A 14,731-nucleotide genomic window follows, 5' to 3' on the forward strand; every position below is an offset into this window, starting at 1 on the left:
TCATGCTGATTATTTCAATAAATAGGAGAGATCACTTGCCAATGTCGGATACCCCATGATATAGCTATCCAACTCTTTTTTAGTCAATTTTTGATTGATGACTAGTGTCAAATCATCAATCAATTCATCTGCTTGCTCGCTAATCACTGCAGCACCAATCAAATAATTTTGCTGGTCAAAGGTCAATTCAGCCTTAGCAACTGGTTCATTGACGCGATGATAGGTGAACCAACTGGTAAGATCCATCTCTACCACTTGATCTGACGAAGAGGTATGACTTTTTGTAACTCCTACTTCAGCAAGTTTAGGACTGGCGTAGACGATCGTGGGTATAATCGGGTATTTGATAGGTTCGCTTGTTGCATCCGTTATCCGCTTAGCTACATAATTCCCTTCAAAAGTGGCTACTGGTGTCAATTTGGGTGTTTTCCTTGAAACAATATCTCCACACGCAAAAATTTTTGGATTGCTCGTTTGCAAATAATCATTGACCTCAATCCCATGTTTATCAAAGACGACATTCGCTTGTTCAAGTGCTAAAGATTCTGTATTCGGCTGTCTCCCAGTCGCACAAAAAATCATATCTGCTACTAATTCCGTCTCTTTTCCGACTAAACGATATCGAGATCCTTCCGAGATGATCTTTTGGGTTTCAACATCAAAAGCAAACTGAATGCCAGATGCTTCCATTTGATGGACGGCTTCCTCTACCAAAGACGCCTCAAATTCTTTTAATGGTCGTTGATTATGATGGACAATGGTTACTTTACTCCCTGCAGCATTGGCAATCGTAGCCAGTTCAAAAGCAATATATCCGCCGCCGATAAAAATAATTTCTTTAGGCAGTACAGGCAATGATAAAAAATCTGCACTAGTCTTCAAGTATTCCTTTCCTTCCACTGGTAAGATCGTGGGTCTTTGTCCTGTTGCCAGAACAAAGTAATCTCCATGAAAAACTTCTTCATTGACTTCAATAGATGAGTCGTCTAAGAAACGAGCGGTCCCTGAAAGATGATCGATTCCAGCTTCTGCCAATTGTTTTTTCCGATTTTCTGGAACTGGATCTGTGAATGTGCGTTTGAATTTTTGGAGTTCTTCCCAATTAGCGGTTGGGATCTCGTTAAATCCTTTTCCATTCAATTGTTTTATCCGATTACGGGCTTCTACTGCACTCAACAAGACTTTTTTAGGATCACATCCACGGTTAGGACAAGTCCCGCCCCATAGATCTTCTTCGACCACTAGTACTGTTTTACCTGCTTCTTTCAATTCATAAGCAGCACTTAAGCCGCTCACACCTGAACCGATGACGATTGCCTCATATGTTTTCATTTTCTTCCTCCTCTCGACTTAAAAAAGTAAAGACTTCTTTACTTGTCAGTGAACCAATATTTTTTCCTTTTTCTACTATCACAATGTTTGGGTACACTGAAAGAAGTGAATACACTTCTTTCAGTGGCGTATCAAGGCAAACTTGTTGATGACTGTTTTTTGGTACTTCTTTTAAAAAATATCCATTAACGACTAAATCTTCGACTCGCCATTCTTTCGTCTGTTTCGGTTCATCAAAGAAATGCCGTACATATTCATTTTTAGGATTCATCAATAACTGTTCTGGTGTATCGCATTGGATAATTTCTCCATCTTTCATAAACGCAATACGATCTCCTAGCTTGATTGCTTCTTCCATATTATGCGTAACGAAAACGATGGTCGTTCCCAGTTCTTCATGTAAAGATAAAACTAATTCTTGTAATGAATTTCTTGAAATAGGATCTAATGCGCTAAATGGCTCGTCCATCAAAATCACATCTGGGCTTGCAGCAATAGCTCGGATGATTCCGATTCGTTGCTGTTCTCCTCCAGACAACTCTCTAGGCATACGATCTCGATAAATATCAGGAGATAAGCCAACTTTTTGAAGAAGTTCATCTACACGGTCTGCTCTTTTCTGCTTTTCCCAACCTAACATTTCAGGGATGACTTCAATGTTTTGCTTGACTGTCATGGTCGGGAACAAAGCGATTTGCTGCAGCACATACCCCATATTCCACCGCATTTTCTGCAGATTATATTCATTTAACGATTTTCCTTTGAAGTAGATGTCTCCTGCTGATGGTTTAGATAATCCATTGATCATTTTCAAAGTAGTTGTTTTTCCACTACCAGAAGGCCCAACCAAAACAAAGATTTCTCCTTCTTTGATTGCAAGAGTTAGGTCATCAATGACATATTTTCCATCGTACTTTTTTTTCACATGTTTGAATTCGATTAATTTAGTCACTGATCTCCCTCCTTTAGTAATCCTTCGTTTTCCAGGAAGGTTCGTGCTACTTCTGCCGGTTTTTTCTTTTCGACATTGACTTGATAGTTCATATTGATCATTTGATTTTCTGTTATTTTTCCGCTTAATTTATTCAGCGCTTCAACGATTTCAGGATGGTCCTTGGCGAAATCTGTTTTCATCAGTGGCGCGCCTTGATAAGCTGGGAATAGCCCTTGATCATCTTCTAGAGTGACTAGATCATACTCCTTGAGTTGGCTATCTGTGGAATAAGCATCCACAATATTGACATCTCCATTATTGATTGCTTGGTAACGCAAACTTGGTTCCATGCTTTGTACACTTGAAAAATTCAATCCATATGCTTCTTGAATTCCTTTATATCCATCGGAACGATCAATAAATTCCAGTGTGAATCCCGCTTTGATCTGATTAGAAACTGCTGCTAAATCGGAAATCTTTTTAAGTTGATGCTCGTCTGCAAAAGATTTCTTGACCGCCAAGGCATACGTATTTTGATAAGCCATTGGTTTCAATAATGTCATATCGAATTGTTTGTTCAATAATTCTTCTGCTTCGTCATATGTTTTTTCTTTTGTCAAATCAGCACTTTTCATTGCTTCAGGTACCTTCACCAAGCTTTCTAGGACAGTCCCTGTGAATTCAGGATAGATATCGATTTGCCCTTGATCCAAGGCATTGAACAAAAAACTAGTCTTGCCGAAATTCGGTTTTAATTCAACTTCTGTTTTTGTGTTGTCTTCAATCAATTCTTTGTACATTTGGATCAGGATTTCAGGTTCCGCTCCTAATTTTCCAGCAATCGTGATGGTTTCATTTTTAAACAAGGCAGACTGATATAAAGAAACGCCCCCAACTAAACACACCACGGCTGCTAAAGTAATGATAGAATATCGAGGTTTCTTATGCTGCAACCAGCGAATCAATCCGCTGAATATAATGGCAAGCAAGGCAGAACTGATTGCACCAATCAATGTCAAAACTGGTGTGTTGCGGTCGATACCTAATAAAATAAATGTTCCTAATCCACCTGCTCCGATCAATGCCGCCAAAGTAGCCGTACCGATGATCAAAACTAAGGCAGTTCGGATACCTGAGATAATGACAGGCAATGCGATGGGAAGTTCTACTTTCAGCAAGCGTCTCATTCTGGACATACCAAATGCTACCGCCGCTTCTTCAATAGACGGGTCAATCTCAGCTAGACCAATATACGTGTTTTGGAAAATCGGAAGCAAAGCGTAAATAACAAGTGCAATCAATGCTGGAACAGTTCCGATCCCTACAAATGGGATAAGTAACCCTAATAAGGCAAGTGAAGGAATCGTTTGAAGCACACCCGTGATCTGCAATAAGACTTCTGCCATTTTTTTATGATTAGCTGCCCAAATTGCTAGAGGAATAGCAATCAGTGCTGCAATCAGCAAAGAAATGAGAGAAATAGACAGATGTTGAAATGCAGCTTCCAGCAACTCACCTTTTCTTTCACTTAATGTTTGTATAAAATTATTCATGCGACCTTCCTTTCTGTTATTCTTTAAGTATAAACATTTCTTTACATTTTCCCAACTAACTTGACTTGCCTTAACCCTACTAGGCGTCAGTAATTAATAGAAATATCACCTCTAAATATGCGGATAAAAAAAGAATCCGAGCAGCAAAATCGTATAGATTTTTTGGTTCTCGTTTCTTCACAACGAAAATCAAATACATCTATACGAAATGATCACTCGGAATCAACCGTATCTTTTTTCATATACAACTTTTCTTTTAAATAAAAAGAAACAGCCAATAAAGTAGAAATCTCGTGGGGGAGAACACCTTTATTGGCCTGTTCAACAAGTATTATACTGTATCATGACACTTTTTTGTCAAAAATGTAAAAAACGGTTGTTTTGGCATCATAAACGTTTTGTTTTCTTATTTTTACTTATATCACCACTTTATTTTCTATCTCTTTCACTCCATAAAGCGGAATGAGTTCTTCTTTTGACTGATAATAAACAGCTTTTTCACGGTTCTTCATCAAAAAAATAAAAACCTCTTTCATAGCAAGTGGTGCTTTGCCTTGTTCAAACACAAAGATGAATTGATACGATTCATTTATCTGGATTCTTGTCACAGGAATCAGTTTTTGGTCTTGAGCCAAAAAAACACCTTGATAATCTGTTTTTTTGGGTGATTTTGTAAGAATTGTCAATAAGTCTGCTGCTCGCATTTTTCCACTCCTTTTTGATAATTTGGAAGAAACAACCAAAAATAAATTTTTTTCATTTTCCTCTTGAAGAAAGAGTATAAGTCAGTATAATGAAGAGGTTGCTGAAAATTTTCAAAAGAAAAGAGGCTAGAAATGAAAAAATTAAATTTACTGACAGAATTGTGCGGAATCATTTTAGGCGCAGGAATCTATGGATTGGCTGTGACAGGCATCAATATTCCATCTAAACTGGCAGACGGTGGTGTTACTGGTATTGCTTTGCTCTTGCATAATCTTTTTGGATTCGCGCCTTCTATCACTTCGCTGCTTTTTAATTTACCTTTACTGCTTATCTCATTGTTTCTTTTTGGAAAACACGCTTTTCTTCGGACGATCGTCGGAACATTTGCGCTGGTTTTCTTTTTACATTTATGGGAAAGCCTTCATATACATTTTGCTGTAGATAGTCTACTGATCAATAGTTTGATGACCGGGATTCTTTCTGGCATTGGTTGCGGTCTCGTCTTTCGATTTGGCGGAAGCACAGGCGGAACAGATATCATTTATCAAGCCATTGAAAAATATTTTCATATTAAGATTGGCAAAAGTCTTTTCTTGATCACTTTTGGTATTTTAGTTGTCTCCTTGCTTTATTTGGATCTCACACATTTTCTGTATACATTGCTTAGCTGTTCTATTCTATCTTATACATTGAATAAAGTGAAGTATCTGGAAATTGGACCTGTTTTGCCCCAATTGGAAGCAAAACAGACTACAGAAACATTTGAACCACTTGATCCTCTTGAACAGTTAGAGCACTGATTCTTATTTTTACTATTTTATTCACTTTACTGAAAAATCATTATGTAAACTACAACGTATATTCTTTCAATAAAATTTTTTATAAAAATATGAAAACAGACTATTTTTGCAGACAATCTGTGAAAATAGTTTGTTTTTTACTCTTCACCCTTTCTCCTCTTGCTCACGGCAGAAAACATCAGCTAAGAAAAAAAGATTAGGTTACGATATAATCTTTCGAGTAGAGTATAAAAAAGAAACGCCGCAGCGTTTCCTTCCTCACTATAACATAATACAAGGTTGTATTTTTCTTATTTAAAATAGCTATTCTCTCCTAAAGAATTTCCCTGATCGTCAATCAGCCCTTGCAGTGAACGTTCTAAGATACCATGGCTTTTTTTCGATTTTTTTTCTTCTGACTGCTTTGTTTCTTCTAATGTTTTTGTTCGATTGAACGTGCGTACAGACGGCTCATCATTTCTTTTTTCTTGATAAGGCGTTGGTTCTGTATCAAACAACAGATAAGAGTCATCTGTTTTTTTCATTGATTCAATCAAATGCTCTTCAGAAATTTTACTTTCTCTAGGGTCTGGAATAATGGATGCAGGTACATATTTAGGAACAAAATAAGAACGTTCCCGTACCTTTGTGTCCACAGATGAATTTCTCATAGTATTTCGAGACTCTGTCCTCGTTTCACTTTGCCTGACAGGACGAGAAGACTCACCAAAAAGTTTTTTCCGTCCAGTCGACGTGAGTTCTGATTGATGATGTCCAGTATAATCCGGTAATTTTTCTTTATGTTTTTCCAAATTTTCCTTACGCGGAGCTGACTTCAATCCATTTGTTGCACGGCGCTTGCGTCGGACCTGTTCAGTGTTTGTGTTCGTGAAATGGAATTCTTTCATTTGTTCAAACGGGTGCTGATTCTGTTCAGTCAAAAGATCTTCCTGTCCGTCAAATAATACCCGCTTCTTCTCGCTGGTTAATTTTACGCCTAACTCGTCATCATACGCAGGAAAACGGAAATGTTTTCGTCTGATTTCTTTCATTCAAACCATCCTTCTCAAAAATGGAACTTTTCTCAATAATAGCACAGATTTTTTGTTTTCAGTAGCAATGCGCTGATTATTTTAAGAAAATAGCGATGAATTTCATAAATATATAAAAAGTAATGAGGCTTAATTTGTCGTTTCTCTGATGACTAGTTCAGGGAAAAAACGACGATAACCTTGACTTGCCCCTTTCTCTTCTATTTTTTTCAGCAACATTTCCCCGCATACTTCCCCCATACGGATAATATCTTGCTTGATCGTTGTCAATTTAGGCGAACTGATTTGGTCTAAAAACACGCCATCAAAGCCGATCACACCAAATTCTTCCGGCAAGTGCCCACCAGCATTTACAATTCCTCTTACCGCTCCTAGTGCCAGTCGATCTGAGCTGCATACAAAACAAGTTTTATCGGTGAAACCTGCCCAGTTTTCTATCATATATCTTTCTACTTCTGTCGAATGATTTGGAAATCGCAAGATCTTACTTGGAAGATCAGCTTCCTTCATCACAGATAAGTAACCAGCTTCCCTTGAAAGTTCAAAAGATTCATCCACTTCGATCCCGATATAAATAACTGTTTGGTAATCTCTTTCTAAGGCATATTGAGTTGCTTTTGCTGTACCATATTCATTATCGCTGTCTACATAGTCATATCCTTCACAATTTTCTCCAAACAAAACAACTGGTTTTTCCAAGCGGTCAATCCAATCGAAGTCTTTTTTTCTGACACCTGTGATGATGTATCCATCACAAGAACCGACATCGAATGCGTCATTTGTAACTAGTTGGAGAGAATAATGCGCTTTTCCGATCCGTTTAGCGATCCCCATCAGCAAATTCATGTAATATGGCTCAGTTGTGTCGATTTCTTCCAGTATAAATAATTTGATGATCTGTGACCGATTCGTGACAAGTGCTTTTGCAGCAATATTTGGGCGGTAATCCAGTTCAGCCATTGCTGAGAAAACTAACTCTTTCAATTCATCCGTCACCTGTTCCGGATGATTGATGACTCGAGAAACCGTCATTTTTGAAACATTGGCACGTTTTGCAACATCTGCTAAAGTGGGCATGCTCTCTTCCTTTCTAACATGTTGTCGTTCTTACTACCAATTATACCAAATTTTCCTAACAGGGTTCATTATAGCCCAAAAGAAAAATCAGAAAATCTCCTATCCTCCTTAAGTGATTTTCCGATTCAGCTATTTCTATTTTTTTATCAAATTCTTTGCTAAAAAAGCGGAAGCTTCCTCCATCAGTGGTATTTGTACCATGTGTCGCTGTGTTTTGGAGGAACGAAAAACAATTTCTTTTCCGTAAGGCTCATGCCGGTTTTTTTCTACAAATCTTTCCGTTTGTATATAAGGAATCTTTTCATCTGCTTGTCCATGCCAAAAGAACAGAGGGCGTCCAGCTAACTTTTCCGGCTGCAATGATAAATCATAACTCTTGACCCACGAGATCAAATCAAAATAGTCTTTTGGCAAGATATAATTGTATTCTGACGCTCTTCTTGCAATTTCTTTCCCATATTCCAGAGGTGCAGGAGAACCCATCAAACATACACCTGCTGCTATATGAGGATGCTTAGCTAGCAACGCGCATGTTGTCATTCCACCCATCGAAACCCCGCCAACTGCAAGCCGATCATGTAAAAGATCTCTTTTTTCTAAATGCTTGATAAGCGTGTCAAACTCAAACAAGTTCCCGTAGATACTATCCCAAAATGTATAGGATGGAATAGAAGAAATTGGCTGTTTGCGTTCCCCATGATTCATCGCATCTGGCAGGATCACACGAATACCTTGCTGTGCAATTTTCCTTCCTTGTGTCAAAACTAACTCCTTACTTGTCTGCCATCCGTGATAATAGATAACAACGGGAATCCGTTCTTCTCTTAATTCTTTCAGGACAACCTCTAACACTGGAATTTGATTGACAGAACGTTTCAATATAATTGGATTCAATGGTTACTCACCTATTTTCATTAAATTTCCTGATCGCCATAGCAACCATGATCCGACAGTCGTCTGGAACAGGTTCAGTATACCAAATAATATAAATGCAGGACTGAATGGCTCAGGAAATAAGAATAGGGAACAAAGCCCCACCACTCCTAATGCTAGCGAAAGGAGAGGATAAATAGAGAAATTCAAAAAACTGGCAACGCTACCGAAAATATTACCAATAAATAGTATCAAAAAGAAAAAAACGCTTAGAATCAAACCATCTGTCAGCGACATCTGAAAAACAATGTTCTCTACATCAATTGGCTGTTGAATCGCATAGACACCTAAGTATATACTGAGAAGGAGACTGAGCACGTGGCTGGCACAAAACACTCGATTGACCGTTTTCATTTTAATCACCTAACCTATCTTTATAATTCTATTATAATCATTTTATCATTTTTTGGTACCAATAAAGTTTCAATTTTTCTTCACTTACGATTTTTTTTGATATTGTTGTTATACAAATGAAAGGAGTTTTACAAATGATTGATCCTAAAATGTTGGGGATGATCTTCCTCATCAATTTTGCTTATATCACTTTGAACACGTTACGTTTTATGCTGACAATGAAAGGCTACCGGCTGATTGCTCCCCTTGTCAGTATGGTTGAGATCACGATCTATATCGTGGGGCTATCTCTTGTATTGGATCGTTTAGATAATCCGCTGAATTTATTTGTCTATGCGTTAGGTTACGCAGTAGGTATCAGTGTTGGGATTTTGATTGAAGACAAGCTGGCATTAGGATACATCATGGTCACAACGATTTTGCCAGCAAATAGCGCGGAAGATAAAAGTTTGCCTGGTATACTGAGAGAACACGGTTACGGTGTGACACAAACTTCTGCAATGGGTCTAGAAGGCGAGCGACTGGTCCTGGAAATACTTTCTCCTAGAAAAAGCGAACGTGAACTGTATCGTCTGATCAAAGAAATTGAAGAGCGTGCTTTCATCATCTCATATGAACCAAAATATATTTCAGGTGGTTTTTGGACTAAAAAAGTAAGAAAAAGACAAGGAAAATAACTCACAAACTAAAAAACTGTCGAACATATAAATTAAATTTTAGATGTTCGACAGTTTTTATTTATAATTTTGATTAAAAAACATCGACATATACTCATTGATTTGTTATTATACTTTATATACTTATCAATTTAATTTGGAGATATTATGGAAATTCAACGTAAAACAACTAATTTTTTACATTTAGGCTCTTTTTTTGCAACTTTGACGATTTTATTTTTTCTATGTTATTCGTACGTTAAGACCTCACATGCGCCTTCTAGTGCATTAGGCTGGTTGCTTTTGGATCATTCTGATATTACAGAAACCGAAGAAAATCCGTTTTTTTTGATTCTATCTTCTCTATGCGGCTTGATGTTTTCTGTGTATTTCGGTGCCTATTTTTTTCATCGACATCCTGGTACGTTAAATGAAGCTTCAGGTGTATTGATTGCATTTAAAACGTTTTCTTTTTTAGCTATCCTTTTTTATTCGTTTAATCACAATACGCTTTTCTTCTTTATCATGAATGGTTTAGTCGTGATTTTATCTATTTTCACCTATTTTATTTTTTCACTAATTTTTAGCCAATTGAAATGTCCGCTCTTCTTTCGATTAGTTCCTGTCACATGTTTTATCTACAGCTTGTTTTCCTTTTTTGTCCTTGCGTTGATACCATTGGCCAACCCTTCGACGATCCAAGTCGCAGGAAATCTGTTGGATATGCTCTTCATCGTCAGTCTAGGTGTATTTATGTGGCAAAGAAAAAAGAAACAAAATAAAAAGCATTTTGAAGCCTGACTATTACGACTTCATAAATGCTTTTTTAGTTTTAAACACTTCAATCTAAAAAAATAACCCAAGATTGGATAGATGATTAATAATGACTTACCATTCGTTTCTGAGTGATTCTGGATCACCAAATGGACTTCCTAATCTAATCGGCTAGTTCTTCCCTTAGAATGCCATACTTGACTGAATCATAATATTGATTATTTAAAAACCTAACTTTTCTTATGACTCCTTCCTTTGTCATTCCACATTTCTCACCAATTTTTTGCATTCCTTTGTTTCCAGACCATGTAGTGAATCCAATATGTGGTAGATAGGCAAAATACTCAAATAATTCTTTTAACCATAAAGAAAGAGAAATACTTCCGATTCCCTTGCCCCAAATGCTAGAATCATATATCGAGATCCCAACTTCTAACCATTGTTTTAAATTAGAATCAGCCCAATAGGAAGTAACCAATCCTACTATCTTATGATCAAACATTATAGCCTTGCTCATTGGACTATTGATAAGTGATCGCCCATATCCTGTAGAAAATTCTGTCCATGTTTGTACTGGGTCTTTAAAATAGGGGCCGTTGAACTTCATCCATTCCAAATCTGCTTTTGGCCCAAAACTGATTTCCCAAATATCTCTCAAATCTTCTTCTGAAATTGTTTTTAAAGATACACTCTCTCGCATGTTATTCTCCTAAATTTATAGTTAGTCTACTGATCAATCAGAGGTCTCAATTGATCAACAATTATCTTTTTTAAACTTTTTTGCTTGTCGCTATAAGAACCTCTTTCAAAAAACTGTCAATTCTCATACATTATAACACTTGTTATGATAACTGAAAAACATTTCCAGAATTTAAATAATAAAATACTTCTTATCACTTTTTCTGTGTATAAATAGTAGTCTTCACCAATAACTCACATAAAAAAATCAATTTGTTTGAATCAAAGTTAATTTCTTTTTTCACTTAAAAATATAACAAAATATAATTCATCTATACGAAAAACAATTTAAGTTGTATAGTAAGAAATAGTTATTCTAGAAACAAACATGTTCATCTATCACTTGGAGGGAAAATAATGAAAAAAGTAATCATAACTGGAGCAGCTGGTGGAATCGGCCAAGCACTTACGAATCGTTTGTTAAAGGCTGGTTATCAAGTTATTGCTGTTGATAATAATAAAGATAAGCTAGGGAATTTTTCTTCCCATCCAAATCTTACACTCGCTTGCGTTGATGTGACTGATTATCAAGCTGTAGAAAGTTTTTTTACAAACATTTCGGCTCAATCACTTTACGGCTTAGTTAATAATGCAGGTGTATACAATGCATTAAGTTTATTGGACTACGATGAATCTGCGATCGATCGAGTTTTACAAATAAATATTAAAGGTGCTACAATATTCTCAAAATTTTTCATTCAGCATCTTATAGATAAAGAAACTCAAGGGAGAATAATTAACATTTCTTCTATCTCTGGCCAAGAAGGTAGTTCAGATGCCTTATATGGTTTATCCAAAGCAGCTTTGCTTGGTTTGACTAAAAGCTTGGCTTTACGCTTTTCTCCACAAGTTTTAGTAAACGCTGTTGCTCCCACAATGGTAGATACAGAAATGATGGCTACCATTCCAGAATGGCGAAAGAAAGAATACCAGCAGCACCATCTAATCAAAGATCCAGTTTTACCGTCAGATGTTGCTGATACTGTCCATTTTTTACTTTCAGAGGAAAGTTCTCATTATACCGGTGCTACTTTCGACTTAAATAATGGCGGTTATTTACGTTAAAATAGTTGGTCTACTATAAGTCTATTTCAATGTACAGAACATGAAACGATCATACTGTTATCATTTGATCATTCATTTTACAGCAATAGTTGATGCTCTAGAAAATATTGTCTTAACCTGACTAAAAAGAGATTGTGACCGAAGTGGTCAGCTTCAAGAAATAAGAAGGGACTGTGACAAGTCTTTTGTCACAGCCCCCTCTTATATGCTTACCTGTCATTTTCTTTTTAAATGGCCGATTTTTTATCTTTATATGGTAATAAAGTAATTTTTGTTAAGTAACTAGAAAATAATATTTGTTAACTAGAAATTGTTTGATCAATTAATCGTAAAAGTTCTTGGCTAGCTTCTTTAATCTTATTTTTAGCTAATATAGCTGAAACAACCGCAAATCCTTGGATGGGAAAGTCTTTAAAATACGGGATTGTTTGCTGGTTTATTCCACCAATTAATACAATAGGAATAGAAACTTTTTGACAAATCTTTTTTAGTTCATCATTTGTTACTTGAATCGCGTCTTCTTTAGTAGTTGTAGGAAACATTGCACCAATCCCTAGATAATCTGCACCGCCGTTTTCTGCTTCAATTGCTTCTTGAAGGGTTTGGACAGAAACACCGATTATTTTATCTTTTCCAATTAGTTTTCGAACGGTTTCAATGGGCAAATCAGATTGACCAATATGAATCCCATCAGCGTCACACGCTAAAGCGATATCTACACGATCATTGATAATTAAAGGAATATTCTGGCTTTTTGTTAGTTGTTTGATTTCTAGAGCTTCCTCATAAAATGGGCCGGAATCCAATTCTTTTTCTCGAAGTTGTACTAAAGTAACACCACCTTCTATTGCTTGTTCAATTGCTTCAGTCAATGTATTGGTGCTGAATAAGTGTGGATCAGTTACTAAATACAAACGATAATCAATGTTTAGTTTCAAAATATTTACCTCGCTGTACTAGTTTCTGGTCGCTCATTTTACTGATTTCATCAATAAGATTCATTCGAAAGCTACTTGTTCCTAATTCTTTTGATTTTTCATAGGATAATTCACCTGCTATGCCCATTGCAATCACTGCACTTGTCGTTGATTCAAAAAGAGAATTAGGACAGCTACCGCAGAAACTCGCAATCAAAGAAGTCAACATGCAGCCAGTTCCTGTAATACGGCTCATTTCAGAACAACCATTTTTAACTTGAATGGTTTGAATACCATCAGAGACAATATCTGTTTTACCTGTAATGGCTGTAATACATTGATGAGAAGAAGCAAGTGATAAAGCAAGTTCCTCAACTTCGTTTTCTTTTCCTATATCCTCAAGTGAAGCATCCACACCTTTAGTGCTACTTTTCAATCCAGCTAAAAAACACATTTCAGATATATTTCCTCGAATAACTGAAAAATGAATATCATTTAATAGTTTTTTAACTGTTTCATTTCGAAATCGAGATGCTCCAGCTCCAACAGGGTCAAGTATAATTGGAATACCAAGTTCATTCGCTTTTTTTCCTGCAAGAAGCATAGAGACAATTGTACGTTCATTTAATGTACCGATATTTAGAACTAATGCATTTGACATCGTAGTTATTTCAAGCACTTCCTGTGCATCATCTGCCATGATAGGAGAAGCACCAATTGCTAAGGTGATGTTAGCACAATCATTGACCGTTACATAGTTTGTTATGTGATGAATCAAAGGAGCGTTTAATCGAACTTTCTGGATGGCAGTTTGCATAAATGTATTCATTTGCTCATTCCTCCTTCAGACCGTTTTTATATAGTGAATAAAAATGATTGGTTGGGCCGTGACCTTGGCCAATTTCTAAGGAATGCTGAATTGCAGTAGTGATATATTGTTTTGCTTGTTGTATAGCTTGGTCCAACGATTTTCCCAAAGCTAGTTGAGCGGCGATAGCGGAAGAAAAGGTACAGCCTGTACCATGAGTATTTTTAGTATTGATTCGTTCAGACGTGTAGTAATAGTACTGTTTCCCATCAAAAAGAACATCAGTTGCTTCTCCTATTTTATGTCCGCCTTTAATAAGAACAGAAGTACCACAAGTTTCGTAAATGATCCGTCCAACTGATTCCATATCAGTTACTGATGAAATTGAGTACCTAGCTATTTTTTCAGCTTCTGGAATATTCGGTGTGATTAGGGTAGCTGAAGGAAGAACTGATTCAATCAGCGTATTAATTGCCTTTGGTTCCATTAGAGCATCCCCATTTTTAGCATACATCACTGGATCAACCACAATATTATGAGGGTGCCATTTTCTTAATCCGGCTGTAATAGCAAGCATTGTTTCCTCACAAGAGAGCATGCCAATTTTTACAGCTTCTGGGAAAATATCTTCAAAAACAGCATCCATTTGTTCATTAATAATTTGCGGTGAAATGTTTTGATAGGAAATGACTCTAGCCGTATTTTCAGCAACTACAGAAGTGATAACAGACATACCATAAATACCATGCGCCGAAAATGTTTTTAAATCGGCTTGTATACCAGCTCCCCCACTACAATCTGATCCTGCAATACTAAGTACTTTTTTCACTACTTTTCCCTCCTTAAAAAGTAAAAAGGCATTCTTCAAGTAAGAAGAATGCCTTTTGTATCAACAAAAAAGACATTTGCTCCCTACGCTGGTATCAACCAACAGGTTCAAAGGGTCAGGTTTTACCTTCTCAACGCCATAGCGTCCCCCTGCAAATCAAACATATTTAATTCTTATATCATTGTAGATGAAAAGGGTATCATTTCCAATAGGTTGATCAACTTA

16 protein-coding genes and 1 riboswitch are annotated in these 14,731 nt (G+C 36.6%); of the genes, 4 read left to right on the forward strand and 12 right to left on the reverse strand.

Annotation, left to right across the window (positions count from 1 at the left end):
- Window positions 1–9: 9 nt before the first annotated feature.
- From A5816_RS06440 to A5816_RS06460, 4 genes are all read right to left on the reverse strand, one after another.
- A complete protein-coding gene (locus A5816_RS06440; RefSeq protein ID WP_086310981.1) occupies window positions 10–1,332 on the reverse strand; it encodes an NAD(P)/FAD-dependent oxidoreductase in 1,323 nt (440 codons plus the stop codon).
- Window positions 1,319–2,284: an ABC transporter ATP-binding protein gene (locus tag A5816_RS06445; protein ID WP_086310982.1), complete on the reverse strand. Its 966-nt coding sequence runs from the start codon at window positions 2,282–2,284 to the stop codon at window positions 1,319–1,321. The genes A5816_RS06440 and A5816_RS06445 overlap by 14 nt, the downstream gene beginning before the upstream one ends.
- Window positions 2,281–3,819, reverse strand: coding sequence for an ABC transporter permease/substrate-binding protein (locus tag A5816_RS06450; RefSeq protein WP_002372338.1), 1,539 nt, complete (start codon window positions 3,817–3,819; stop codon window positions 2,281–2,283). The genes A5816_RS06445 and A5816_RS06450 overlap by 4 nt, the downstream gene beginning before the upstream one ends.
- Window positions 3,820–4,235: 416 nt before the next feature.
- A complete protein-coding gene (locus A5816_RS06460; protein ID WP_002372335.1) occupies window positions 4,236–4,523 on the reverse strand; it encodes a hypothetical protein in 288 nt (95 codons plus the stop codon).
- A 132-nt stretch (window positions 4,524–4,655) separates the two neighbouring features.
- On the opposite strand from A5816_RS06460, the gene A5816_RS06470 reads away from it, so the two are divergent.
- A complete protein-coding gene (locus A5816_RS06470; protein WP_086310983.1) occupies window positions 4,656–5,324 on the forward strand; it encodes a YitT family protein in 669 nt (222 codons plus the stop codon).
- Window positions 5,325–5,614: 290 nt separating this feature from the next.
- Here the strand turns inward: A5816_RS06470 and A5816_RS06475 are convergent, their stop codons facing one another.
- From A5816_RS06475 to A5816_RS06490, 4 genes are all read right to left on the reverse strand, one after another.
- Complete coding sequence (locus A5816_RS06475) at window positions 5,615–6,355, reverse strand: hypothetical protein (RefSeq protein WP_002372330.1); 741 nt, start codon at window positions 6,353–6,355, stop codon at window positions 5,615–5,617.
- 129 nt (window positions 6,356–6,484) lie between these two features.
- A complete protein-coding gene (locus A5816_RS06480; protein WP_002372328.1) occupies window positions 6,485–7,432 on the reverse strand; it encodes a LacI family DNA-binding transcriptional regulator in 948 nt (315 codons plus the stop codon).
- 135 nt (window positions 7,433–7,567) lie between these two features.
- Entirely contained in the window at window positions 7,568–8,326 is a 759-nt protein-coding gene (locus A5816_RS06485) for an alpha/beta fold hydrolase (protein ID WP_025478239.1), read from the reverse strand.
- Window positions 8,327–8,329: 3 nt separating this feature from the next.
- A complete protein-coding gene (locus A5816_RS06490; protein WP_002290241.1) occupies window positions 8,330–8,719 on the reverse strand; it encodes a hypothetical protein in 390 nt (129 codons plus the stop codon).
- A 134-nt stretch (window positions 8,720–8,853) separates the two neighbouring features.
- On the opposite strand from A5816_RS06490, the gene A5816_RS06495 reads away from it, so the two are divergent.
- Together A5816_RS06495 and A5816_RS06500 are read left to right on the forward strand one after the other, a co-directional pair.
- A complete protein-coding gene (locus A5816_RS06495; RefSeq protein WP_002289260.1) occupies window positions 8,854–9,396 on the forward strand; it encodes a DUF2179 domain-containing protein in 543 nt (180 codons plus the stop codon).
- Between the two features lie 147 nt (window positions 9,397–9,543).
- On the forward strand, window positions 9,544–10,176 hold the full coding sequence (locus A5816_RS06500) for a hypothetical protein (RefSeq protein ID WP_002372322.1): 633 nt from the start codon (window positions 9,544–9,546) through the stop codon (window positions 10,174–10,176).
- A 136-nt stretch (window positions 10,177–10,312) separates the two neighbouring features.
- Here A5816_RS06500 and A5816_RS06505 read toward each other — a convergent pair whose 3' ends face one another.
- Window positions 10,313–10,849, reverse strand: coding sequence for a GNAT family N-acetyltransferase (locus A5816_RS06505; RefSeq protein WP_002372320.1), 537 nt, complete (start codon window positions 10,847–10,849; stop codon window positions 10,313–10,315).
- 395 nt (window positions 10,850–11,244) lie between these two features.
- On the opposite strand from A5816_RS06505, the gene A5816_RS06510 reads away from it, so the two are divergent.
- Window positions 11,245–11,952 (forward strand): SDR family NAD(P)-dependent oxidoreductase, encoded by a 708-nt coding sequence (locus A5816_RS06510; RefSeq protein ID WP_002372319.1) that lies wholly within the window; start codon window positions 11,245–11,247, stop codon window positions 11,950–11,952.
- A gap of 299 nt (window positions 11,953–12,251) precedes the next feature.
- Here the strand turns inward: A5816_RS06510 and thiE are convergent, their stop codons facing one another.
- The 3 genes from thiE to thiD are packed head-to-tail and all read right to left on the reverse strand — an operon-like array spanning window position 12,252 to window position 14,506.
- Complete coding sequence (gene thiE / locus A5816_RS06515) at window positions 12,252–12,890, reverse strand: thiamine phosphate synthase (protein WP_002372317.1); 639 nt, start codon at window positions 12,888–12,890, stop codon at window positions 12,252–12,254.
- Window positions 12,874–13,698, reverse strand: a complete 825-nt coding sequence (gene thiM, locus A5816_RS06520) for a hydroxyethylthiazole kinase (protein ID WP_025478236.1) — start codon at window positions 13,696–13,698, stop codon at window positions 12,874–12,876. Before thiM ends, thiE begins: the two co-directional genes overlap by 17 nt.
- Window positions 13,699–13,702: 4 nt before the next feature.
- The gene (gene thiD / locus A5816_RS06525; RefSeq protein WP_025478235.1) at window positions 13,703–14,506 is read right to left on the reverse strand and encodes a bifunctional hydroxymethylpyrimidine kinase/phosphomethylpyrimidine kinase; all 804 of its coding nucleotides are present in this window, start codon (window positions 14,504–14,506) and stop codon (window positions 13,703–13,705) included.
- A gap of 63 nt (window positions 14,507–14,569) precedes the next feature.
- Window positions 14,570–14,667, reverse strand: a riboswitch (TPP riboswitch).
- Between the last annotated feature and the right edge of the window lie 64 nt (window positions 14,668–14,731).

Source organism: Enterococcus sp. 3G1_DIV0629, assembly GCF_002141285.1.
GTDB classification, from domain to species: Bacteria; Bacillota; Bacilli; order Lactobacillales; family Enterococcaceae; genus Enterococcus_B; species Enterococcus_B lactis.

What these genes read in the sequence shown, in the direction of transcription:
- A5816_RS06475 (WP_002372330.1), bottom strand. Translation starts at nt 6,355, where the DNA reads ATGAAAGAAATCAGACGAAAACATTTCCGTTTTCCTGCGTATGATGAC.
- thiM (WP_025478236.1), bottom strand. Translation starts at nt 13,698, where the DNA reads ATGAATACATTTATGCAAACTGCCATCCAGAAAGTTCGATTAAACGCT.
- A5816_RS06490 (WP_002290241.1), bottom strand. Translation starts at nt 8,719, where the DNA reads ATGAAAACGGTCAATCGAGTGTTTTGTGCCAGCCACGTGCTCAGTCTC.
- A5816_RS06495 (WP_002289260.1), top strand. Translation starts at nt 8,854, where the DNA reads ATGATTGATCCTAAAATGTTGGGGATGATCTTCCTCATCAATTTTGCT.
- A5816_RS06505 (WP_002372320.1), bottom strand. Translation starts at nt 10,849, where the DNA reads ATGCGAGAGAGTGTATCTTTAAAAACAATTTCAGAAGAAGATTTGAGA.
- A5816_RS06460 (WP_002372335.1), bottom strand. Translation starts at nt 4,523, where the DNA reads ATGCGAGCAGCAGACTTATTGACAATTCTTACAAAATCACCCAAAAAA.
- A5816_RS06510 (WP_002372319.1), top strand. Translation starts at nt 11,245, where the DNA reads ATGAAAAAAGTAATCATAACTGGAGCAGCTGGTGGAATCGGCCAAGCA.
- A5816_RS06450 (WP_002372338.1), bottom strand. Translation starts at nt 3,819, where the DNA reads ATGAATAATTTTATACAAACATTAAGTGAAAGAAAAGGTGAGTTGCTG.
- A5816_RS06470 (WP_086310983.1), top strand. Translation starts at nt 4,656, where the DNA reads ATGAAAAAATTAAATTTACTGACAGAATTGTGCGGAATCATTTTAGGC.
- A5816_RS06440 (WP_086310981.1), bottom strand. Translation starts at nt 1,332, where the DNA reads ATGAAAACATATGAGGCAATCGTCATCGGTTCAGGTGTGAGCGGCTTA.
- A5816_RS06480 (WP_002372328.1), bottom strand. Translation starts at nt 7,432, where the DNA reads ATGCCCACTTTAGCAGATGTTGCAAAACGTGCCAATGTTTCAAAAATG.
- A5816_RS06500 (WP_002372322.1), top strand. Translation starts at nt 9,544, where the DNA reads ATGGAAATTCAACGTAAAACAACTAATTTTTTACATTTAGGCTCTTTT.